The 21,094-nt window shown below is 66.4% G+C and carries 17 protein-coding genes, 1 rRNA gene and 1 riboswitch; of the genes, 9 read left to right on the forward strand and 9 right to left on the reverse strand.

Features of this window, described 5'->3' with window-relative positions; all coding sequences use genetic code 11:
- Positions 1–169: 169 nt before the first annotated feature.
- A 5S ribosomal RNA gene (gene rrf / locus BLS50_RS26960) occupies positions 170–282 on the forward strand.
- Between the two features lie 611 nt (positions 283–893).
- On the forward strand, positions 894–2,318 hold the full coding sequence (locus BLS50_RS26965; protein ID WP_074805452.1) for a DHA2 family efflux MFS transporter permease subunit: 1,425 nt from the start codon (positions 894–896) through the stop codon (positions 2,316–2,318).
- 254 nt (positions 2,319–2,572) lie between these two features.
- Here the strand turns inward: BLS50_RS26965 and BLS50_RS26970 are convergent, their stop codons facing one another.
- The 3 genes from BLS50_RS26970 to BLS50_RS26980 form a co-directional block, all read right to left on the reverse strand.
- Positions 2,573–3,334, reverse strand: a complete 762-nt coding sequence (locus BLS50_RS26970) for a 2OG-Fe(II) oxygenase (protein ID WP_074805454.1) — start codon at positions 3,332–3,334, stop codon at positions 2,573–2,575.
- 470 nt (positions 3,335–3,804) lie between these two features.
- Positions 3,805–5,397, reverse strand: coding sequence for an inorganic phosphate transporter (locus tag BLS50_RS26975; RefSeq protein WP_012339386.1), 1,593 nt, complete (start codon positions 5,395–5,397; stop codon positions 3,805–3,807).
- A gap of 164 nt (positions 5,398–5,561) precedes the next feature.
- Complete coding sequence (locus tag BLS50_RS26980; protein WP_074805457.1) at positions 5,562–6,152, reverse strand: histidine phosphatase family protein; 591 nt, start codon at positions 6,150–6,152, stop codon at positions 5,562–5,564.
- Positions 6,153–6,202: 50 nt separating this feature from the next.
- Positions 6,203–6,341: riboswitch (cobalamin riboswitch) on the forward strand.
- 33 nt (positions 6,342–6,374) lie between these two features.
- Between BLS50_RS26980 and BLS50_RS26985 the strand changes: the two genes are divergently transcribed.
- Positions 6,375–6,584, forward strand: a complete 210-nt coding sequence (locus BLS50_RS26985) for a CbtB domain-containing protein (RefSeq protein ID WP_011546908.1) — start codon at positions 6,375–6,377, stop codon at positions 6,582–6,584.
- Between the two features lie 13 nt (positions 6,585–6,597).
- Entirely contained in the window at positions 6,598–7,320 is a 723-nt protein-coding gene (locus BLS50_RS26990; RefSeq protein WP_074805460.1) for a CbtA family protein, read from the forward strand.
- 21 nt (positions 7,321–7,341) lie between these two features.
- Here the strand turns inward: BLS50_RS26990 and BLS50_RS26995 are convergent, their stop codons facing one another.
- Positions 7,342–8,250, reverse strand: a complete 909-nt coding sequence (locus BLS50_RS26995) for a LysR family transcriptional regulator (RefSeq protein WP_074805463.1) — start codon at positions 8,248–8,250, stop codon at positions 7,342–7,344.
- Between the two features lie 127 nt (positions 8,251–8,377).
- Here BLS50_RS26995 and metE point away from each other — a divergent pair, with 127 nt between their 5' ends.
- Entirely contained in the window at positions 8,378–10,672 is a 2,295-nt protein-coding gene (gene metE / locus BLS50_RS27000; RefSeq protein WP_074805466.1) for a 5-methyltetrahydropteroyltriglutamate--homocysteine S-methyltransferase, read from the forward strand.
- A gap of 112 nt (positions 10,673–10,784) precedes the next feature.
- On the opposite strand, the gene BLS50_RS27005 is transcribed toward metE, so the two are convergent.
- Positions 10,785–12,110 (reverse strand): MFS transporter, encoded by a 1,326-nt coding sequence (locus BLS50_RS27005; RefSeq protein ID WP_053524853.1) that lies wholly within the window; start codon positions 12,108–12,110, stop codon positions 10,785–10,787.
- 55 nt (positions 12,111–12,165) lie between these two features.
- The gene (speB, locus tag BLS50_RS27010; protein WP_027806419.1) at positions 12,166–13,122 is read right to left on the reverse strand and encodes an agmatinase; all 957 of its coding nucleotides are present in this window, start codon (positions 13,120–13,122) and stop codon (positions 12,166–12,168) included.
- Positions 13,123–13,255: 133 nt separating this feature from the next.
- Here speB and BLS50_RS27015 point away from each other — a divergent pair, with 133 nt between their 5' ends.
- Positions 13,256–14,173, forward strand: coding sequence for a LysR family transcriptional regulator (locus BLS50_RS27015; protein ID WP_012339393.1), 918 nt, complete (start codon positions 13,256–13,258; stop codon positions 14,171–14,173).
- Between the two features lie 63 nt (positions 14,174–14,236).
- On the opposite strand, the gene BLS50_RS27020 is transcribed toward BLS50_RS27015, so the two are convergent.
- Positions 14,237–14,701: an Lrp/AsnC family transcriptional regulator gene (locus tag BLS50_RS27020; protein ID WP_006488501.1), complete on the reverse strand. Its 465-nt coding sequence runs from the start codon at positions 14,699–14,701 to the stop codon at positions 14,237–14,239.
- A 134-nt stretch (positions 14,702–14,835) separates the two neighbouring features.
- Between BLS50_RS27020 and BLS50_RS27025 the strand changes: the two genes are divergently transcribed.
- The 3 genes from BLS50_RS27025 to BLS50_RS27035 all read left to right on the forward strand — a co-directional run bounded on the left by BLS50_RS27025 (position 14,836) and on the right by BLS50_RS27035 (position 19,071).
- Positions 14,836–15,456: a LysE family translocator gene (locus BLS50_RS27025; RefSeq protein ID WP_012339394.1), complete on the forward strand. Its 621-nt coding sequence runs from the start codon at positions 14,836–14,838 to the stop codon at positions 15,454–15,456.
- A 275-nt stretch (positions 15,457–15,731) separates the two neighbouring features.
- Positions 15,732–17,321: a S53 family peptidase gene (locus BLS50_RS27030; protein ID WP_074805469.1), complete on the forward strand. Its 1,590-nt coding sequence runs from the start codon at positions 15,732–15,734 to the stop codon at positions 17,319–17,321.
- Between the two features lie 73 nt (positions 17,322–17,394).
- The gene (locus tag BLS50_RS27035; protein ID WP_074805473.1) at positions 17,395–19,071 is read left to right on the forward strand and encodes a S10 family peptidase; all 1,677 of its coding nucleotides are present in this window, start codon (positions 17,395–17,397) and stop codon (positions 19,069–19,071) included.
- A gap of 81 nt (positions 19,072–19,152) precedes the next feature.
- On the opposite strand, the gene nadE is transcribed toward BLS50_RS27035, so the two are convergent.
- Positions 19,153–20,001 (reverse strand): ammonia-dependent NAD(+) synthetase, encoded by an 849-nt coding sequence (gene nadE / locus BLS50_RS27040; protein ID WP_011546918.1) that lies wholly within the window; start codon positions 19,999–20,001, stop codon positions 19,153–19,155.
- Positions 20,002–20,182: 181 nt separating this feature from the next.
- On the reverse strand, positions 20,183–21,052 hold the full coding sequence (locus tag BLS50_RS27045) for a DMT family transporter (protein ID WP_074805476.1): 870 nt from the start codon (positions 21,050–21,052) through the stop codon (positions 20,183–20,185).
- Positions 21,053–21,094: the final 42 nt, after the last annotated feature.

The following is a 21,094-nucleotide window of genomic DNA, read 5'->3' on the forward strand; positions in this document are numbered from 1 at the left end:
TCTCGATAGCCGTTAGCGCTTCAGCGCTTACGGATATCGAGCGTCGAGTGCAAAGCACTCGACGTACTGCGGTTGAAGTACCGCGTACGTGTGAGATACAGCTCACAACCTCAATTACTGCTTCTTCCAAGATTGGTTGCGCTGCGAAGCAACGCAACAACCCCCTTTGCCTGATGACCATAGCGAGTCGGTCCCACCCCTTCCCATCCCGAACAGGACCGTGAAACGACTCTACGCCGATGATAGTGCGGATTCCCGTGTGAAAGTAGGTAATCGTCAGGCTCCCTTCAAGCCAAGAACCCCCGCCCGAAAGGCGGGGGTTTTTGCATTGGCGCGGCGGAAATGTGCATGGCGGGGTGAAGCCTTACCAACGCTACTGCATTAGCATCTCACCCACGCAATCAATCCCTGCATCCCATTCCCTCAATCGCTTCTATCTCCGGCGATTCAATTGCTTATTGATCGTATCTTCGATCAAGACGCAATTTCTTCTCCGCAACTGTGTCGTCCGGAAACCTCGGCACGTCCTCTGCTCGCCATACCCATCCGTCTTCAAGAATCGAGTCCGACCGACGGCGCACGTCTCGCCGACGATGTTGCGATGGTCGATGATGGACGATGTTGATCGACGATGATCGATAAACGTCACTTTCTGGGCGAAAACTCCCGCTTCATCTGGCCGTTCCTCGATGCGCAGTGTCATGCGCACCTCTCCGTGAACACCGCGCGAAAGCCTCATAAAAATCTATGCGCATAAAGTTCATTCGCGTGACTTGGTCGACAGAGTGGCGGGCAAGCCCTTCGAGGTAATATCACCGCTCGTCCCGATTTCCCGGTACTGCTTGTATCCGCTGGTGATCGGTGTCCTTTGTATTCCGTCTCCTGCATCGTTCATGACTGACAGCCCCGCCCAAAGTGGTCGGACGACCGACTTCTTGCCGTATCTCGTCGCCGCGACGTTCTTCATGGAGTACCTTGATACGACCGTGATCGCGACGGCGCTACCGCAAATGGCCAACTCGTTCGGCGTGGGGCCTAACGCGCTGAGTCTCGGGATGACGGCCTACATGTTGGCGCTGGCGGTGTTCATTCCGATCAGCGGCTGGATCGCGGATCGCTATGGCTCGCGCACCGTGTTCGCGAGTGCGATCGTCGTCTTTACCGGTGCGTCGGTGCTGTGCGGGCTGTCCGAAGGCGTGATGTCGTTCACGGCTGCCCGGCTGCTGCAGGGTGTCGGCGGGGCGATGATGGTGCCGGTCGGACGAATGATCGTCGTGCGAAGTACCGAGAAGGCGAAGCTGATGCGCGCGATCGCGACGATTACGTGGCCGGGCATCGTCGCACCCGTCGTCGGGCCGCCGATCGGCGGCTTCATCACGACCTACGCGTCGTGGCGATGGATCTTCCTGTTGAACGTCCCGTTCGGCCTTGCCGCACTCGTTTGTACCTGGTTGATCGTCCGGAACACGCGGGCCGACGAGCAACGGCCGCTCGACTGGGTTGGCTTCGTGCTGGCCGGTGGCGCATTGACCTGCTTGCTGATCGGTACCGAAGCGGCCGGCCAGCAGGATGTCGACTTCACGCGCGCGGGTGTCCTGGTGGGCGCAAGCGTGCTGTTCGGTATCGCTGCGTGGCTGTATGCGCGACGCTGCGCGCATCCGCTGCTCGATTTCACGACGCTGAAGGTGCCGACGTTCTCGGTGACGGTCATCACCGGATCGATCACGCGGATGGCGATCAACGCCGTCCCGTACCTGCTGCCGCTGCTGTTCCAGATCGGCTTCGGGCTGTCGCCGCTCCAGTCAGGTCTGCTGCTGCTCGCGAGTGCACTCGGCAACCTCGGGATGAAGGCGGGCACGTCGTGGATACTCGACCGTTACGGCTTTCGGCGTGTCGCGCTCGTCGACGTGACGATCGTCGGCATCTTCACGATCGTATGCGGTTGGCTGACCGCGTCGACGCCGCTGGCGATCACGCTGCTCGTCGTATTCGTCTATGGGCTCACGCGGTCGATGCAGTTCACGACGCTCGCGACGCTGGCTTATGCGGATATCCCCTCTCACCAGACGAGCGCGGCCAGCACGCTGTGGAGCGCCGCGCAGCAAATGACGATCGGGATGGGGATCGCGTTCGGTGCATTGTCGCTGCGGCTCGCAGCATTGGTGCGCGGCGATGCGGCCGGCATGCACAACGTGCTCGCCGATTTTCGCTGGGCGTTCATCGCGGCGGGCGTGCTCGCGCTGCTGACGTTGCCGGGCTATGCACGGCTGGCTTCCGATGCCGGCGACCGGCTGCGGGCCAACGTGGCGCGAGGATAGGCCGGACTGCCAATCATATTGGCGGGGCGACAGGTGAGTACGCATGTTTTGCGGCGCTCACCAAAAGTGTTGGCTCGTTGCGGCCGCGATCGCTTGACGGTCAGCGCAATCGGTCTCCAGTCACCGCGAGCGAGCGACCATCTGGCGGCCATACGCGGTCGGAACCGTGCGGACGATGACGTGCGGTGCTGGCACGAGCAGGAATGCGATGCGCGACAAGCGGCACGACAGCAGCGCAGCTGTTCCGCCTCCCGCTACTGCGCATCATGGAAGATGATGCCAACCGTGTGGCGATGGCCGCTTCGAATCCGGCTGACGCCGTGGCGCAAGTTGACGCGATAGACGCCTCGGGTTCCCTGCACCGGCCGGCCGTGTACCGCGAAGATCACCGCGTCGCCTTGTGTCAGCGGCACCACTTCCGCACGCGACTGCATGCGTGGTCGCTGTTCCGTCAGCACGAATTCCCCACCAGTGAAATCACGGCCCGGCGCCGACAGCAGGATCGCGACCTGCAGCGGAAATACGTGCTCGCCATACAGGTCCTGATGGAGGCAGTTGTAGTCGTCGGCGCCGTATTGCAGGATCAGCGGCGTCGGTCGCGTCTGTCCCGCCGCGTGGCAGCGATCGAGGAATGTCGCATGGTCTTTGGGATAACGAACGTCGATCCCGAGCGCCTGGTTCCAGCGATTCGCGATCGGCGCGAGATGCGGGTACATCGTTGCACGCAGCTCGGCGATGACCGCAGGCAGCGGATACGCGAAATACTTGTATTCGCCGCGGCCAAAGCCGTGCCGCGCCATCACGACGCGTGAACGATAGAGCGCATCGCGCGGATAGAGCGACGCGAGTGCATCGCACTCGCTGGCCGACATCAGGCCCGGTACGCGCGCGCATCCGAAGCGATCGAGCTCGGCATCGACGCTCGGCCAGTCGAGGGTGTCGACGCGCTGCGCGATGTCCAGCGATTCGACGGCAGGTTGCAGATCGGCAATGTTCACGGGCGTACCTCGGGGCATCGGCAGTGTGGCGCCGTGCGGCCGCGCACGGTCGAGTTCACGACGAAAGTTGATGAACCCAGTCTAGCGGCGTCCGGGAGCCGGCACGCTCCAGATCTTGCGCTTTAATTCGGGCGGCGAAACGGGGAAACGTTGAAGGCGAGGCATCGACACACTGAACGTGGCGACGTGCCGGAGCGCAGAGGCGCAGAGGCGGAGAGGCGGAGAGGCGCAGAGGCGGAGAGGCGCAGAGGCGCAGAGGCGCAGAGGCGCAGAGGCGCAGAGGCGCAGAGGCGCAGAGGCGCAGAGGCGCAGAGGCGCAGAGGCGCAGAGACGCAGAGACGCAGAGACGCAGAGACGCAGAGACGCAGAGACGCAGAGACGCAGAGACGCAGAGACGCAGAGACGCAGAGACGCAGAGACGCAGAGACGACAAATCGAGCCTACGCGGCGGATAGCCGGCTATCGCCCGCCACCCGCCGCACCCACGATCAGGCCAGCGACCGGAACAACCAGTAAAGCCCTGCTGCCAGTGCGATCGATGCCGGCAGCGTCAGCACCCATGCGAGGACAAGGCTGCGCACCGTGCTCCATTGCAGCCCGGAGCCGTTCGCCGCCATCGTGCCCGCGACACCCGACGACAGCACGTGCGTCGTCGACACGGGCAGCCCGTACATGTCGGCGGCGCCGATCGTCAGCATCGCGACGAGTTCGGCCGACGCACCCTGACCGTACGTCAGGTGCTGCTTGCCGATTTTTTCGCCGACGGTCACGACGATCCGCTTCCAGCCGACCATCGTGCCGAGGCCCAGCGCGATCGCGACGGCCACCTTCACCCACGTCGGAATGAACTTGGTCGCGTGGTCGAGCTGCTTGCGATAGTTGTCGATCGCGAGCTTGTCATCGGTGGCGAATGCGGGCTGGCCCGACTTCTCCATCAGACGAATGGCTTCGGAGACCAGATACATCGTGTTGCGCACGTTGTCGACGTCGCGCTGCGGCACGGCCGCCATCGAGCCCGACGCGCCGACGGCGGTCGCGAGCGACGTGGACAACTGCGCGACGGCCGGCAGCACGGCGGGCGTCAGTTCACGATGCTGCACGTAGTGTTCGACATCGGCGCGCGGGTTCGCGGACGGCGCGACGCCGTTCGTGTACTTCCCGAACGTCGCGGCCGCCTGGTTCGCGACCGCCACGAAAGTCTGCGATTCGGCGGGCGTGACGGCCTTGTTCAGCGCATAGGCGGTCGGCACCGTGCCGATCAGGATCAGCATGATGAGGCCCATCCCTTTCTGCCCGTCGTTCGATCCGTGCGCGAACGACACGCCGGTGCAGGTGAGGATCAGCAGGCAGCGAATCCAGAACGGCGGCGGCTGATCCTTCGGCGGCTCCTTGTACAGCTCCGGAATCCGCACGAGCGCCTTCAGCGCAAGCAGCAGCAGTGACGCACACAGGAACCCGACGATCGGCGAGAGCAGCAGCGACTTGCCGACGCCGAGCGCCTGGCCCCAGTCGACGCCGCTCGTGCCGGACGGGCCGTGCATCAGCTGGTTCATCAGCCCGACGCCGATGATCGACCCGATCAGCGTATGCGAGCTCGACGACGGCAACCCGAAATACCAGGTCGCGAGGTTCCAGACGATCGCGGCGATCAGCAGCGCGAACACCATCGCGAAGCCCGAGCCGCTGCCGACCTGCAGGATCAGCTCGACCGGCAGCAACTGCAGGATGCCGAACGCGACGGCGCCGCTCGAGACCATCACGCCGAGGAAGTTCCACATGCCCGACCAGATCACCGCCACGTTCGGCGTCAGCGAGTGCGTATAGATCACGGTCGCGACCGCATTCGCGGTGTCGTGGAAGCCGTTGACGAATTCGAAGCCGAGCGCGATCAGCAGTGCGGCGCCGAGCAGCAGGTACGGGAACAGCGTCCCTTCGCGGACCGGCGCCAGATCGGCGACCAGGTGCGTGGCGATATAGACGGCGCCGAGCACGAGCACCAGCAGGAACGCGGCATAGCCGACCTGTCTGGTGCGTGCGACGGAGCCCGGATTGTTCGGGGCGGACGAAGCGGGTTGATTCATGACGGCATCTCGTGAGGGAACCGCGTCCGATGCTAGCTGCGGCTAGCAGTCAGTTTGATGACAGTCGGGATGACGAACGGTGTGTCTTACGGGATGTAAGGCGGACGGCGGCATGCGACGCGCCGGAGCGCGTCGTCGGCTCACATAGTGAACATCACAGTGCCTTACGCGCCGGTGTCGCGTGGGTCATCGTCCGTCGTGGCCAACGTCCAGCCGGCCGGCGACGCGACGAACGTCGTGCACGACAGCGGCGCGACGTCGAGACGCGCGGTCGCTTCGGGAGCCATCCGCAGCACATGCGCGATGGCCGCGCGGACGATCGGCGCATGCGTGATCGCGATGACGTCGCGATCGGGTGGCAGCACGTTCAACCAGGTGCCGATCCGATGCGCGGCGGCGTCGAACGATTCGCCGCGATGCGGCGACGCGGACGGCGTGCCGAGCCACGCGGCAAGTTCGTCAGGCAGGTCGCGGGCGAGATCATGCAGCCGCTTGCCGCGCCAGTGGCCGTAATCGATGTCGCGCAGCGTGTCGTCGATATCGGCGTGCAGCCCGAGTGCGTCGGCGGTCTGCCTGGCGCAGCGTGCCGGGCTGCACAGCACGAGCGAGTCGGCGACGGCCTTCCACCGACCACGCAGCGCAGCAGCTTCGGCGAGCCCGTGCGCGTCGAGCGGATCGTCGTCGGGAAACGTGCCGGTGCGCATCGCGCGGGTCGAGGCGTGCGCGATCAGGCGCAGTGAGGCAGGTAGGGTCATGTCGGTTGTCGGATGATCCGGAACGGGGCGTGCTCGCGCATGTGTCATCGCTTCAATACGCGAACGTTCGCGCGTACAATTCGCCCGATACGAAGCGCGGAAGCCGGTGCAATTCCGGCGCGGTCGCGCCACTGTAACCGGGGAATCGATGATCCCGGAAGCCAGACCTGCCTTCGTACCCATCCATCATTTGTCGGGGCGCGATTCCCCTGAGGTGCATCCATGAGCGAAGCAGTGCTGAAGCCGGCGGTCGTGCCGGCACCCATCCCCGTCCGTGAGCTGTTGCCGTGGGCCGTGTTCGTCGGCCTGATCCTGCTGCTCGCGCTGTATTTCGTCGGTGCGGAACAGGGCGCGACGTCGCTCGTGCCGGGCATGCTCGTACACGAATTCGTCCACGACGGCCGCCATCTGCTCGGCTTTCCCTGCCACTGACGCGGAGCCTACGATGGTCGGAAAGCTGCTCATGCGCGGGATGCTCGCAGGCATCGCCGCAGGCCTCCTCACGTTCGGTTTCGCGAAAATTGTCGGCGAACCGCAAGTCGATCAGGCGATCGCCTTCGAAGAAAAAACCACCGCCGCCCAAGGCGAGGCGCCGGAGCCCGAGCTGGTCAGCCGCCACACGCAGGCCGGCCTTGGCTTGCTGACGGGCGTCGTGACGTACGGCGCGGCATTCGGCGGGCTGTTCTCGCTGGTCTTCGCGTATGCGTACGGACGCGGCAGCCGCCTGCCGGCACGGCCGCTGGCCGCGTGGCTCGCGCTGGCGGCATTCGTCGCGCTCGTGATCGTGCCGAACCTCAAGTACCCGGCCAATCCGCCGTCGGTCGGCGACCCCGACACGATCGGTTATCGCACCGGCCTGTTCTTCCTGATGATCGCGATCTCGGTCGCGACGATGGTGTTCTCGGTCGGCGTGCGCCGCCATCTGCTGGCGAAGCTCGGCCAGTGGAACGCGTCGATCGTCGCCGGGCTCGTGTTCGTCGCGATCATCGCGGCCGTGCAGGTCGGGCTGCCGTCGGTCAGCGAGTTGCCGGCCGATTTCCCGGCGGCGTTGCTGTGGAGGTTCCGCGTGGCGGCGATCGGCATGCAGGTGATCATGTGGACGACGATCGGCCTGCTGTTCGGCGCGTGGGTCGAGCGCGGCGAACGCGCCGGCATGCGCGCCGCCTGAGCGCGGGGCAAACGGGCGCGCCTAGCGCAGCATGCGCGGCGCGCTCCACGTCGATTCGCGCGCCAGCGCGACGAATGCGGCCAGATAGTCGATCGCTGCGTCCGCTTCGCGGATGCCGAGGAAGATCTGCTTCGCGATGCCTTTCTTGCCGAGCTTGACCGGCACGACCGGCATCCGGTCCGCATACTCGTCGGCGAGCCACCGCGGCAGTGCTGCCACGCCGCGCCCACTCGCGACCATCTGCAACATGATGTCGGTCGTCTCGATCGACTTGTGCCGCCTCGGCACGATGCCGGCCGGCGTCAGGAACTGGTTGTAGATGTCGAGCCGGTCGGTTTCGACCGGGTACGTGATCAGGACCTCGTCGGTCAGTTGCTCGGGCGTCACGTGGTCGACGTTCGCGAACCGGTGCGAATCCGCGACCACCAGCACCTGTTCGTAGTCGAACACGGGATCGAAGCGCAGCCCCGGCTTGTTCAGCGGATCGGGCGTCACGAGCACGTCGATGTCGTAACCGAACAGCGCGCCGATGCCGCCGAACTGGAAGCGCTGCTTCACGTCCACGTCGACGTCGGGCCAGCGCGACAGGTACGGCGACACGACCTTCAGCAGCCACTGGTAGCACGGATGGCACTCCATCCCGATGCGCAGCGTGCCGCGCTCGCCCTTCGCGTACTGCTTCATCCGCTCCTCGGCGAGCTCGAACTGCGGCAGCAGCCGGTTCGCCAGCTTCAGCAGATACTGGCCGCCCTGCGTGAGCCGCAGGCCGCGGCCTTCCCGATCCCAGATCGGCGTGCCGAGCTGCTGCTCGATCTTCCGGACGGTGTGGCTGAGCGCCGATTGCGTGAGGTGCAGCGCATTGGCCGCCGCGGTCAGCGAGCCCTGACGCTCGACTTCACGAATGACGACGAGATGGAATCGTTCCAGCATGGATCGCGCGCATCCCACGGATGCATGAAAAATGTTAATGGATGAATGAAATAATGCCATTTTATTTCATGGTTTGAAATCCCTATGATGGCTACCGGATCTACTCTTTCTTCTGGACGGCAGCTTCATGGTCACGACACACAACCTCGGTTTTCCGCGCATCGGCGCGAAGCGCGAACTCAAGTTCGGTCTCGAACGCTACTGGAAGGGCGAATCGTCGCGCGACGAACTGAAGGCGCTCGGTGCCGAGCTGCGCCGGCGCCACTGGCACGACCAGCGCGATCTCGATCTCGCGCCGATCGGCGACTTCGCGTTCTATGACCAGGTGCTCGACATGAGCTTCACGCTCGGCAACTTGCCGAAGCGCGTGCAGGATTTCCACGGCGATGCGCTCGACAATTATTTCCGCGTCGCGCGCGGCCGGTCCGCGCAGTCGGCGGAGGAGCACGCCGCGTGCTGCGGCGGTGTCGCGGCCGGCGAAATGACGAAGTGGTTCGACACGAACTATCACTACATCGTGCCGGAGTTCCATGCGGACACGAACTTCTCGCTCGATCCGTCGCGTCTGCTGCAGCAACTGGCCGAAGCGAACGCGCAGGGCGTGAATGCGAAACCGGTGATTCTCGGCCCGGTCACGTATCTGTGGCTCGGCAAGGCGAAGGACGATTCGGATCGCCTCGCGCTGCTGCCGAAGCTGCTGCCGGTGTACGGTGCGCTGCTCGACACGCTGACCGCGCAGGGCGTCGAATGGGTGCAGATCGACGAGCCGATCCTCGTGACCGAACTCGACGCCGAATGGCGTCAGGCATTCCGCATCGCGTATGCGGCGCTCGAAACGCGCCGCATCAAGCTGCTGCTCGCCACGTACTTCGGCCAGCTTCAGGACAACCTGGCGCTCGCGGCGTCGCTGCCGGTCGACGGCCTGCATATCGACGCAATCAACGCCCGCGACGAAGTCGACGCGCTGATGCGTGAGCTGCCGGCCGAACGCGTGCTGTCGGTCGGCGCGATCAACGGCCGCAACATCTGGAAGACGGACCTGAACGCGGCGCTCGACTGGCTCGAACCGCTCGCGAAGCAACTGGGCGATCGCCTGTGGCTCGCGCCGTCGTGCTCGCTGCTGCACGTGCCGGTCGACCTCGCGAGCGAGGAGAAGCTCGACGCGGAAATCCGCTCGTGGCTCGCATTCTCGCTGCAGAAGCTCGACGAGCTGAAGGTGCTCGCGACCGCACTGAACGAAGGCCGCGACAAGGTAGCCGACGCGCTCGCCGCGAATGCCGCCGCGATCGATTCGCGCCGCCGTTCGCCGCGCGTGAACAACCCGGCGGTGAAGGCCGCGATCGCCCGCGTCGACGCGCGGCTCGGCAATCGCACGAGCCCCTATACACAGCGTGCGTCGAAGCAGTCGGCGCGCCTGAACCTGCCGGCGTTCCCGACGACGACGATCGGCTCGTTCCCGCAGACCGCCGAAATCCGCCAGGCGCGCAGCCGGTTCAAGGCCGGCGCGCTGGACGAGGCCGGCTATCGCGCGGCGATGCAGGCCGAGATCGAACGCAGCGTGCGCGAACAGGAATCGCTCGAACTCGACGTGCTCGTGCATGGCGAAGCCGAGCGCAACGACATGGTCGAATACTTCGGCGAGCAGCTCGACGGCTATGCATTCAGCCAGTTCGGCTGGGTGCAGTCGTACGGTTCGCGCTGCGTGAAGCCGCCGATCCTGTTCGGCGACATCAGCCGCCCGAAGGCGATGACGGTCGAATGGATCACCTATGCGCAGTCGCTGACGCGCAAGCCGATGAAGGGCATGCTGACCGGCCCCGTGACGATCCTGAACTGGTCGTTCGTGCGCGACGACCAGCCGCGCGCGGTGTCGTGCTACCAGCTTGCGCTGGCGATCCGCGAGGAAGTGCTCGATCTCGAGAAGGCCGGCGTGCGCGTGATCCAGATCGACGAGGCGGCGCTGCGCGAAGGGCTGCCGCTGCGCCGCGCGCAATGGAGCGAATACCTGAAGTGGGCGGTGGAGTCGTTCCGCATCACCGCGAACGGCGTGCAGGACGACACGCAGATCCACACGCACATGTGCTATTCGGAGTTCAACGACATCATCGCGTCGATCGCCGACATGGATGCCGATGTGATCACGATCGAGACGTCGCGCTCGGACATGGAGCTGCTCGACGCGTTCGACACCTTCAAGTATCCGAACGAAATCGGGCCGGGCGTGTACGACATCCATTCGCCGAACATCCCGACGCAGGATCACATCGTCGGGCTGATGAAGAAGGCCGCCGAGCGGATTCCGGCGGAACGTCTGTGGGTGAACCCGGATTGCGGCCTGAAGACGCGTCAGTGGGCGGAAGTGATTCCGGCGCTGACGAACATGGTCGCCGCCGCGAAGATGCTGCGCAATCAGGTGCAGTAACTACGCGACAGGGCACCGTGCGGTACCGTCGCGGTCGACGATCGATGACGGAACGAAAAAACGACCCGCGAAAGCGGGTCGTTTTTCGTCATGCATGCATGTGCGACAGGTGCTACGCGGTGCGCGTGCCGCGCGGCAGCGCGTCGTCCGTCTTGCCGGTCGCGCCCGCATCGTCGATGCTGACGCGGCGCGAGATCAACCACACGCACAGCGACGACAGCACGGCGGCACTCGCGTACTGGATCGCGAGCGGCCACCATTGCGGCGCTGTGTTCTGCGCGATGATGGTCGCGACCAGCGGCGTGAGGCCGCCGGCGAGCGCGCCGCACACCTGGTACGCGATCGAGATCGCCGTATAGCGAATCCGCGCGACGAAGATGCCGCTGACGAAGCCCGCGACGACCGAGTAGTAGCCCGATTCCGCGAGCGTCGCGAGGCCGACGCCGACCGTGATCGACACCGGCGTGCCCAGGTGCACGAGCGGCAGCATCACGAACGGGACGATCATCGCCCACGCGCCGGTGATCAGCAGCACGCGCGTGGTGCCGAAGCGCTGCGCGAGGAACGCGGCCGCGAGCTGCACGACGAACTGCAGCACCGCGACGATCGTCATGCAATGCAGCACCATCGACCGGTCGAGCGACAGGAACTGCGTCGCATAACTGATCATGAAGATGTTGCTGAAATACACGCCGGCGATACCGTACACGTTCGCGCCGATCGCGAGCAGCAGCAGCGGCCAGACCTTGAGCGCTTCGCGCAGCGGTTTCTGCGCGATGTTGCCGCTCTTCCTGACTTCCTCGAACTCGGGCGACTCCGACACGCTCGCGCGGATCACGAAACCGACGATCAGCAGCACCGAGCTCGCGAGGAACGGCACGCGCCAGCCCCAGCTCATCATGTCGTCCTTCGACAGCGTGCTGATCGCGCCGAACGCGAGCATCGACAGGATCAGGCCGCTCGCGCTGCCGAGCTGCGCGAACGACGCGAAGAAGGTGCGCTTGCCTTCGGGCGCGTGCTCGCCGGCCAGCAGCACCGCGCCGCCCCATTCGCCGCCCACCGCGATGCCTTGCAGCACGCGCATCAGCACCAGCAGGATCGGTGCGATCACGCCGGCTTGCGCATGCGTGGGCAGCAGGCCGATCGCGACCGTCGACACGGCCATCAGCATCAGCGTCGCGAGCAGCGACCGCTTGCGGCCGAAGCGGTCGCCGAGATAGCCGAACATCACGCCGCCGAGCGGCCGCGCGAAGAAGCCGACCGCGAACGAGCCGAACGACGCGAGCAGGCTGATGAAGCGGTTTTCGCCGGGAAAGAACAGCGGCCCGAATACGATGGCGGCGGCGGTCGCATAACTATAGAAGTCGTACCACTCGATCGTGGTGCCGACGAACGAAGCGAGCGCCGCCCGCTTCGGCTGCTTGACGGAAGTCCCCATCTCGATGTGTGCTCCTCTGGAATCCTCTGATTTTGGAATAGTGGCGGCGCCGCGATCAGTCGCGGTACGCGACGCCCGGCAGCACGCACAGCAGCTCGTACGCGAGGTTCGCGCCGAGCAGCGCCGTGGTGCCGAACGGGTCGTACGGCGGCGCGACTTCGACGAGATCGCAGCCGACGATGTTCAGCCCCTTCGCGCCGCGGATGATCTCGAGCGCCTGCGGCACCGTGAGGCCCGCGATTTCCGGCGTGCCGGTGCCCGGCGCATAGGCCGGATCGATGCCGTCGATGTCGAACGTGATGTAGACGGGCGTGTCGCCGATGCGCGCGCGCACTTCCTCCATCAGCGGCGCGAGCGACTTGTTCCAGCATTCCTCGGCCTGGACCACGCGGAAGCCCTGCTCGCGGCACCAGTCGAAATCCTCGGCCGCGTAGCCGGTGCCGCGCAGGCCGATCTGCGTGACCTTGTCGCCGTGCAGCAGCCCTTCCTCGACCGCGCGGCGGAACGGCGTGCCGTGCGCGATCTTTTCGCCCATCATCGTGTCGTTCACGTCGGCGTGTGCATCGACGTGGATCAATGCAACCTTGCCGTGCTTGCGGTGGATCGCGCGCAGGATCGGCAGCGCGATCGTATGGTCGCCGCCGAGCGTGATCGGCTTGCAGTCGTGCTCGAGAATCGCGTCGTACGCGGCCTCGATGCGGGCGATCGAATCGTGCAGGTTGTACGGATTGATCGCGACGTCGCCGATGTCGGCGATCTGCAGCGAATCGAAGGGTGCTGCGCGCGTGGCCATGTTGTACGGGCGCAGCAGCACGGATTCGGTACGGATCTGGCGCGGGCCGAAGCGCGCGCCGGTGCGGTTGGAGGTGCCGAGATCGAACGGCACGCCGACGAAACAGGCGTCGAGGCCTTCGGCGCTCGACACGTGCGGCAGGCGCATCATCGTTGCGATGCCGCCGCAGCGCGGCATTTCATTGCCGCCGAGCGGCTGGAAATGGGTGTGGTCGTTCATGGGGTCGTCTCATCCGATGTGGGGTGCCGTATCATGCGACGCGGCCTGGCGCACAGTTTTACGCGCTCCGCGGGGAAAGAAGAATGCGAAGATATCGACGTAAACATCGATCTTCATCGATGTATGGAAGGGGATGAACGTGCTGGGGAATCTGTCGACCCTCGATCTGCGGTTGATCCGCGTGTTTCTCGCGGTCACGGACGCGGGCGGCGTGTCGGCCGCGCAGGCGGTGCTGAACGTCGGCCAGTCGACCATCAGCGCGCAACTGTCGTCGCTCGAGACGCGGCTCGGCTACCGGCTTTGCGAGCGCGGCCGCAGCGGCTTCCGGCTCACGCCGAAGGGCGAGCGGTTCCATGCGATGAGCCGCAAGCTGCTGGCCGCGCTCGACGAATTCGGGATGGCCGCGCGGCACATGGACCGTCAACTGGTCGGCACGCTGAACATCGGCCTGATCGGCCATACGCCGGTGAGCCAGAATGCGCGGATCGCCGAGGCGATCGCCGCGTTCCGCACCCGCGACGAGGCCGTGCGTTTCTCGATTTCGGTGCGCGCGCCCGGCGATCTCGAGGAAAAGCTGCTAAGCAACGAGATCCAGATCGCGGTCGGCTACTTCTGGCATCGCGTGCCGACGCTGCACTACACGCCGCTGTTCATCGAGCGGCAGATCGCGTACTGCGGCCGCGGCCATCCGCTGTTCGACGGCGCCGGCACGCTGACGCCGGCCGACGTCGCCGGCTTCGAGTGGGCCTGGCGCTCGTATCCGCTGCCGGAGGCGCAGATGTCGACGACGCCCGATCGCGTGACCGCGACCGCCGACAACATGGAGGCCGTCGCGCTGCTGATCCTGTCCGGCCATCATCTCGGCTACCTGCCGCAGCACTTCGCGGCGCCGTATGTCGCGCAGGGGCTGCTCGCGCCGCTCAATCCGGATCGACTGCACTACGAGGTCACGTTCCACATGGTCGTGGCGCGCGACGGGCGCGGCGATCCGGTCGTCGAAGCGTTTCTCGAGGATCTCGAACGCGCGCATCAGTCGCCCGACGTGGTGTGACTCCGGTGCGGCCGACAATGTAAACGAGCGTTGCGCCCGGGCGGCTTGCCGGCCCGGCGCGCGTCACGGCACCGGCAGCCCGGCGTCGTGCTTCACCTCGCGCAGCGACAGCGCCGATTCGATCGACGTCACGCCCGGCAGCATCCGCAGCGAATCGCGCAGGAACGTGCCGTAGTCGTCGAGATCGCGCGCGACCACCTGCAGCAGGTAGTCGGCCGTGCCCGCGACGTTGTGGCACGCGAGAATCCGCTCGATGCCGAGCACTTCCCGTTCGAACCGGTCGGCGACCTTGCGGTCGTGCGTCGCGAACCGCACGAGCACGAACGCGACCACGCCGAAACCCAGCGCCTGGCGCGACAGTTGCGCGCGATAGCGCTCGATGTAGCCGTCGTTTTCGAGGCGTTTCAGGCGCCGTGCGCAAGGCGTTTCGGACAGGCCAACGGATTCGGCGAGCCGCGCGATCGGCAGGCGGCCGTCGCGCTGCACCGCAGCGAGGATCGCGCGGTCGGTTTTGTCGAGGTCGATCATGTTAGCGGAATCCTTGTCGTAATTTCATGATTGTGGCGGATTCCCCTATGAATCGCCAATTCCGAGCCAAAGATGGCCAGTAATCCCTCCGCCTTCAGCGGCAACATATCGTCAATGAAGGACGGGGGCAGACCATGATTTCCACGCATTTGCTGTTGATTTATCTCGCCGCGCTGGCGGCCATTTACGCGGTACCGGGGCCCGACATGGCGCTCGTGCTGCAGACCAGCATCGGCCGCGGCGTGCGGCCGGGGATGGCGGCGGCGGCCGGCCTGTCGCTCGCGCGCACCGTGCACGTGACGCTGTCGGCATGCGGCGTCGCGGCGTTGATTCGCAGCGCGCCGTGGCTCTACGAGGTGATCCGCTATGGCGGCGCGCTTTATCTCGCGTATGTCGCGATCCAGGTATTCCGCTCGCCGGTGTTCGCGCTCGGCGACGGCGACGCGCCGGCGGGCGAACTGCGGCAGTCGTTCGTGAAGGGACTGCTGACCAACCTGCTGAACCCGAAGGCGCTGCTGTTCTGCTCGGTGCTGCTGCCGCAGTTCGTGCGGCCCGAGGTCGGGCCGGTCGTCTGGCAGATGTTCGAGCTCGGCGCGCTGCTGGTGGCGGCCGGCGTGTGCTTCGACCTCGCGTGCGTGTTCGGCGCATCGCGCATCGCGGCGTGGATGCGCGCGCATCCGCTCGCGCAGACGGTGCAGCGCTGGACCTTTTCCGCGGCGTTGATCGGTTTCGCGCTGCGGCTGTCGATGGACTGAGGGTAGCGCCGACATGGCCGCCGCGCGGATCGATCGGCCGCGCAGGCAGGCCCATGCTCGAATCGATACGGGCCGCGCGCGATGCCGGCCTTCCCGCGTGCGCCTTGCCGCGGAAGGGCGTGCGCGCAAATCGTCTGACTGTTCTAAACTTCCTGTTACTTCGCACGGCGCAAACGCGCCGTCGCGAATCGACTGACCGAACGGAACCGTCTTCCGCAGGCTATGTCCGATTTCCTGGCTGTTCCGTGCAACGCGGTACCAAGGAGGGTCTGAACATGGCAAGGCATCTTCAAGCCGACCGTGAACCCCGCATCGTCGCCGAGTCCAAGTGTCTCGGCCAGTGCGATCCGGCAGAACGCATCCACGTCACGATCATGTTGCGGCGGCAGGAAGAAGGGCAACTCGACGCATTGGTTCACCAGCTCGCCACCGGCGACGCCCGTGCAAAACCGGTGTCGCGCGACGCATTCGCGCAGCGTTTCTCCGCCAATCCCGACGACATTCGCAAGACCGAGGACTTCGCACACCGTCATCAGCTCACGGTCGATCGCGTCGATCCGGTCGAGAGCGTCGTCGTGCTGTCCGGCACGATCGCGCAGTTCGAAGCCGCGTTCAGCGTGAAGCTCGAGCGTTTCGAGCATCGGTCGATCGGCCAGTATCGCGGTCGCTCGGGCCCGATCGTGTTGCCCGACGATATCGGCGACGCGGTAACCGCCGTGCTCGGCCTCGACAGCCGCCCGCAGGCGCGGCCGCACTTCCGCTTCCGTCCGCCGTTCAAGCCGGCGCGCGGCGCGGCGGCCGTCACGTTCACGCCGATCCAGCTCGCGTCGCTGTACGACTTTCCGGCCGGCGACGGCGCCGGGCAATGCATCGCGATCATCGAGCTCGGCGGCGGCTATCGCGCGGCGGACATCCAGCAGTATTTCCGTGGGCTCGGCATCACGACGCCGCCCAAGCTCGTCGACGTGAACGTCGGCACCGGCCGCAATGCGCCGACCGGCGAGCCGAACGGCCCGGACGGCGAAGTCGCGCTCGACATCGAAATCGCCGGCGCGATCGCACCGGCCGCGAAGATCGCGGTGTACTTCGCGCCGAACAGCGACGCGGGCTTCATCCAGGCCGTCAACGCGGCCGTGACCGACAAGACCAACCAGCCGTCCGTGATCTCGATCAGTTGGGGCGGCCCGGAAGCGATCTGGCAGGCGCAGTCGGCACAGGCGTTCAACCGCGTGCTGCAGGCGGCCGCCGCGCAGGGCATCACCGTGTGCGCGGCGTCGGGCGACAGCGGCTCGGGCGACGGGCTGCAGGACGGCGCCGATCACGTCGACTTTCCCGCGTCGAGCCCGTACGTGCTCGGCTGCGGCGGCACGCAGCTCGACGCGCTGCCGGGGCAGGGCATCCGCAGCGAGGTCACGTGGAACGACGAGGCATCCGGCGGCGGGGCGGGCGGCGGCGGCGTCAGTGCGCTGTTCGACCTGCCGGCGTGGCAGCAGGGGCTGAAGGTCGCGCGCGCTGACGGCAGCAGCACGCCGCTCGCGAAGCGCGGCGTGCCCGACGTGGCCGGCGACGCGTCGCCGCAGACGGGCTACGAAGTGTCGGTGGCCGGCACGCCCGCGGTGATGGGGGGCACGAGCGCGGTCGCACCGCTGTGGGCGGCGCTGATCGCGCGGATCAATGCGGCGAACGGCGCGTCGGCCGGCTGGATCAATCCGGTGCTGTACAAGCATCCGGGCGCGCTGCGCGACATCACGAAAGGCTCGAACGGCACCTATGCGGCCGCGTCCGGCTGGGACGCCTGCACGGGCCTCGGCAGCCCGAACGGCGCGCAGCTCGCCACGATCCTCGCGCGCAAACCGTCGAGCTGACGCACGGGCACACGCCTTTCCGTTCGACGCGGGTGCTCTGCCCGCGTCTTTTTTCACCTCCAGGAGCAGCACGATGGACATCGATTCCGCATCTTCCGGCGGCGTGTATCCGCTGCATCACGGCGACCACAATTCGCATGGCGTGCCGCCGACCATCAACCCGGTCGCGCTGAGCCACGGCCGCGACCAGCCGTTCTTCGATCCGGTCGCGTACGGCAACGGCCCCGACGACTCGGTGACCGACACGACCGAGGCGGCCGCGATCACGCACCACACGATCCTGATCGACGGGAAGCGGATCGCGTACACGGCGACGGTCGGCCACCTCGTGACCGTCGATCCGAGCAGTTCGCAGCCGGCCGCGAAGATTTTCTACGTCGCGTTCACGGCCGACGGCGCGAAGGAGGAAACGCGGCCCGTGACGTTCTTCTATAACGGCGGGCCCGGTTCGTCGTCGGTGTTCGTGCTGCTCGGCTCGTTCGCGCCGAAGCGCATCAAGACGTCGATGCCGGGGTTCACGCCGCCCGCGCCGTACCAGATCGAAGACAACCCGGACAGCATGATCGACCACAGCGACCTGGTGTTCATCAACCCGGTCGGCACCGGCTATTCGGCGGCCGTCGCGCCGAACAAGAACCGCGACTTCTGGGGCGTCGACCAGGATGCGGATTCGCTGAAGCAGTTCATCAAGCGCTACCTGACGAAGAACAACCGCTGGAATTCGCCGAAATACCTGTTCGGCGAATCGTACGGCACCGCGCGCAGCTGCGTGCTCGCGTACAAGCTGCACGAGGACGGCGTCGACCTGAACGGCGTCACGCTGCAGTCGTCGATCCTCGATTACCGGCAGGCCGGCAACCCGGTCGGCACGCTGCCGACCGCCGCGGCCGACGCGTGGTATCACAAGAAACTCGGCATCAAGCCGGCGCCGGCCGATCTCGGCGCGTTCGTCGAGGAAGTCGCGCAGTTCGCGCGCACCGACTATCTGAGCGCGCTGCGCGCGGTGCCGCATGCGAACCCGGCCACCGTGCAGAAACTGTCCGCATACACGGGCATCGATACGGCGACGCTGCAATCGTGGGGGCTCGATATCGCGGGCTACGACACGCGCGGCAATTCGCTGTTCCTGACGACGCTGCTGTATGCGCAGGGGCTCGCGCTCGGTTCGTACGACGGCCGCGTGACCGGGATCTCGTCGGGTATCGCCGGCAAGATCGACCCGAATTCGGGCGGCAACGATCCGACGATGACGGCCGTGACGGGCGTCTATACGGCGATGTGGAACAGCTACCTGAACGAGCAGTTGAAGTTCACGTCGAACTCCGCGTTCACGGACCTGAACGATCAGGCCTTCAAGAACTGGGATTTCAGCCACATCGACCCGACCGGCGCGCAGCAGGGCATCGATGCGCAGGGGAACGTGATCCTCTACACGGCCGGCGATCTCGCCGCGGTGATGGCGCTGAACGTCGACCTGAAGGTGCTGTCCGCGAACGGCTTCTACGATTTCGTGACGCCGTTCTACCAGACCGTGATCGATCTGCAGCAGATGCCGCTGGAGGACCAGAAGGTGCGGCAGAACCTGTCCGCGCGGTTCTATCCGTCGGGGCACATGGTGTATCTCGACGGTGGCTCGCGCACCGCGCTCAAGCGCGATCTCGCGGCAATGTACGACGCGACGGTCAGCGATACGGGCGCGCGGATGCGGATTCGCGCGCTGCAGGCGAAGAAGACGGGCGGCAACGCGTAGCGTTGCCCGTCGAGTGGAAGCCGCGCGCAGCCGGGAGGGTGCGCGCGGCGGTAGGTCGGCTGAGGGAGGCGGCCGGCTTGCTTATGCGGCCGGCCAGTCGAACATCGTGTACGGCAGCGCGCGCTTGTGGCGCGAGCCGTCGTAGAAGCGCAGCACCGTTTCATACACGCGATCGGCGACCGGCTTGCCTTCGAGGAAATCGTCGATCTCGTCGTAGGTCACGCCGTACGCGTGCTCGTCGGGGCGCAGCGGGCGCAGCTCCTCGAGGTCGGCCGTCGGCACCTTCATCACGATCAGCTCCTCGCCGCCGAGCGCGCGCGCCACCCCGCGCACGCGCCGCTTGCTCAGGCCCGCGAGCGGCAGGATGTCCGCGCCGCCGTCACCGAACTTCGTGAAGAAACCCATCAGCGATTCGGCCGCGTGATCGGTGCCGATCACGATGCCGCGCCGTGCGCCGGCCACCGCGTACTGCGCGATCATGCGCTCGCGCGCCTTGATGTTGCCGTGCACGAAATCCTGCTGCGCCGGGGTTTCGAACGCGTGGCCGGACGCGACCAGCGAACGGAGCATCGCATCGGCGGCCGGCTTTACGTCGACCGTCAATACCTCGTCCGCGCGCACGAACGCCAGTGCGCGTTGTGCATCCTCTTCGTCGTTCTGCACGCCGTTCGGCAAGCGCATCGCGATGAAGCGCGCGTCGTAGCCGTCGGCGCGCAGGCGCTCGACCGACAGTTGCGCGAGCCGGCCGGCCGTCGACGAATCGACGCCGCCGCTGATGCCGAGCACGTAGGTCCGCAGGCCGGTCGAACGAAGGTACTGCGCGAGGAAATCGATGCGGCGGGCGATTTCGGCCTCGGCGTCGAAGTGCGGGGCGACGTTCAGTTCGGCAATGATCGCGCGTTGGCGGCTGGCGTAATCGGCGGAGGTCATGAGGGAAGATCCGGAACGAATTGCAAGGCGCTCATCATAAGCGCAATCGCGGCGTGCCGCCGCGCCGGACCTGCGTTTCCGGCGGTGTCGCGTTGCATCGACGAGACGCGGCGCATCGCCGTGGTGCGTGGTGCGCCGGGCGGGTGCAGGAAGCCGAGCGGAGGCTGCACGATGGCCCGCGTCAGCGCCGTGCGAGCACGACGCCCACCAGTGCGAGCGCGAAGCCCGCGAGCTGGATCGGCGCGAGCGTTTCGCCGAACAGACCGTAACCCTGCAGCGCGGCCAGCGGCGGCGCGAGGAACAGCAGCGACGTCGCGCGCGCCGCATTGCCGCGCCGCAGCATCCACATCAGCATCGTGACCGCGCCGCCCGACAGGAACACGACGCCCCACACGAGCGACACCCACAGCGCCGGCGCGCCGATCCAGCGGGTCTCATGGAGCAGTACGACGAACACGGCCGCGACGATCGCCGCGCCGAAGTTCTGCACGGCGACCGCCGTGCGCAGGTCGCTCTGCGCGAGCTTGCCTTTCTGGTACAGCGAGCCGGCGGTGATCGATCCGACCGCGAGCACCGACACGGTGACGACGAGCCACGCAGGCGCCGCGCCCGACGGCGGCGCGACGCCGCCCGTGACTTTCGGCGCGAGCACGAGCGCGACGCCGGCCAGCCCGAGCGCCATGCCGAGCCAGCCGCGCGCGGGCAGGCGTTCGTTGAACAGCGGGACCGCGAGCACGGCGGTGGCGAGCGGCTGCAGCGCGCCGAGCAGCGCCATCACGCCCGCATTCAACCCTTGCGCGACGGCCCAGTAACTCGCGCCGAGATAGACGCCTTGCAACAGCGCGCCGGCGATCAGGTGGCGCGGCCATTCGCGACGGGCCGGCCACGGCGCGCGCGCGACGAGCGCCACCACGGCGAACAGCGCGGCCGTGCCCGCGAAGCGCGCGAGCAGGAACAGGTTCGGATCGGCGTAGGGCTTGATCGCCCGGGCGACGATGAAGCCGGTGGACCAGAGCGCGACGAAGGCGGCGGCGACGATCGAGGTAAGCATGCGTGACGGGCCGCGACGCGGCCGGACAGAACCGGGAAGTCG

The sequence above is a fragment of the Burkholderia orbicola genome, assembly GCF_900100915.1.
In the GTDB taxonomy this organism is placed as follows: domain Bacteria; phylum Pseudomonadota; class Gammaproteobacteria; order Burkholderiales; family Burkholderiaceae; genus Burkholderia; species Burkholderia orbicola.

Coding starts and splice junctions, on each gene's coding strand:
- BLS50_RS26970 (WP_074805454.1), bottom strand. CDS start 3,334: ATGCCCCGAGGTACGCCCGTGAACATTGCCGATCTGCAACCTGCCGTC.
- nadE (WP_011546918.1), bottom strand. CDS start 20,001: ATGACCTCCGCCGATTACGCCAGCCGCCAACGCGCGATCATTGCCGAA.
- BLS50_RS26980 (WP_074805457.1), bottom strand. CDS start 6,152: ATGACCCTACCTGCCTCACTGCGCCTGATCGCGCACGCCTCGACCCGC.
- BLS50_RS27025 (WP_012339394.1), top strand. CDS start 14,836: ATGATTTCCACGCATTTGCTGTTGATTTATCTCGCCGCGCTGGCGGCC.
- BLS50_RS27030 (WP_074805469.1), top strand. CDS start 15,732: ATGGCAAGGCATCTTCAAGCCGACCGTGAACCCCGCATCGTCGCCGAG.
- BLS50_RS26965 (WP_074805452.1), top strand. CDS start 894: ATGACTGACAGCCCCGCCCAAAGTGGTCGGACGACCGACTTCTTGCCG.
- BLS50_RS27015 (WP_012339393.1), top strand. CDS start 13,256: ATGAACGTGCTGGGGAATCTGTCGACCCTCGATCTGCGGTTGATCCGC.
- BLS50_RS27045 (WP_074805476.1), bottom strand. CDS start 21,052: ATGCTTACCTCGATCGTCGCCGCCGCCTTCGTCGCGCTCTGGTCCACC.
- BLS50_RS26975 (WP_012339386.1), bottom strand. CDS start 5,397: ATGAATCAACCCGCTTCGTCCGCCCCGAACAATCCGGGCTCCGTCGCA.
- speB (WP_027806419.1), bottom strand. CDS start 13,122: ATGAACGACCACACCCATTTCCAGCCGCTCGGCGGCAATGAAATGCCG.
- BLS50_RS27005 (WP_053524853.1), bottom strand. CDS start 12,110: ATGGGGACTTCCGTCAAGCAGCCGAAGCGGGCGGCGCTCGCTTCGTTC.
- BLS50_RS26990 (WP_074805460.1), top strand. CDS start 6,598: ATGGTCGGAAAGCTGCTCATGCGCGGGATGCTCGCAGGCATCGCCGCA.
- BLS50_RS27020 (WP_006488501.1), bottom strand. CDS start 14,701: ATGATCGACCTCGACAAAACCGACCGCGCGATCCTCGCTGCGGTGCAG.
- metE (WP_074805466.1), top strand. CDS start 8,378: ATGGTCACGACACACAACCTCGGTTTTCCGCGCATCGGCGCGAAGCGC.
- BLS50_RS26985 (WP_011546908.1), top strand. CDS start 6,375: ATGAGCGAAGCAGTGCTGAAGCCGGCGGTCGTGCCGGCACCCATCCCC.
- BLS50_RS27035 (WP_074805473.1), top strand. CDS start 17,395: ATGGACATCGATTCCGCATCTTCCGGCGGCGTGTATCCGCTGCATCAC.
- BLS50_RS26995 (WP_074805463.1), bottom strand. CDS start 8,250: ATGCTGGAACGATTCCATCTCGTCGTCATTCGTGAAGTCGAGCGTCAG.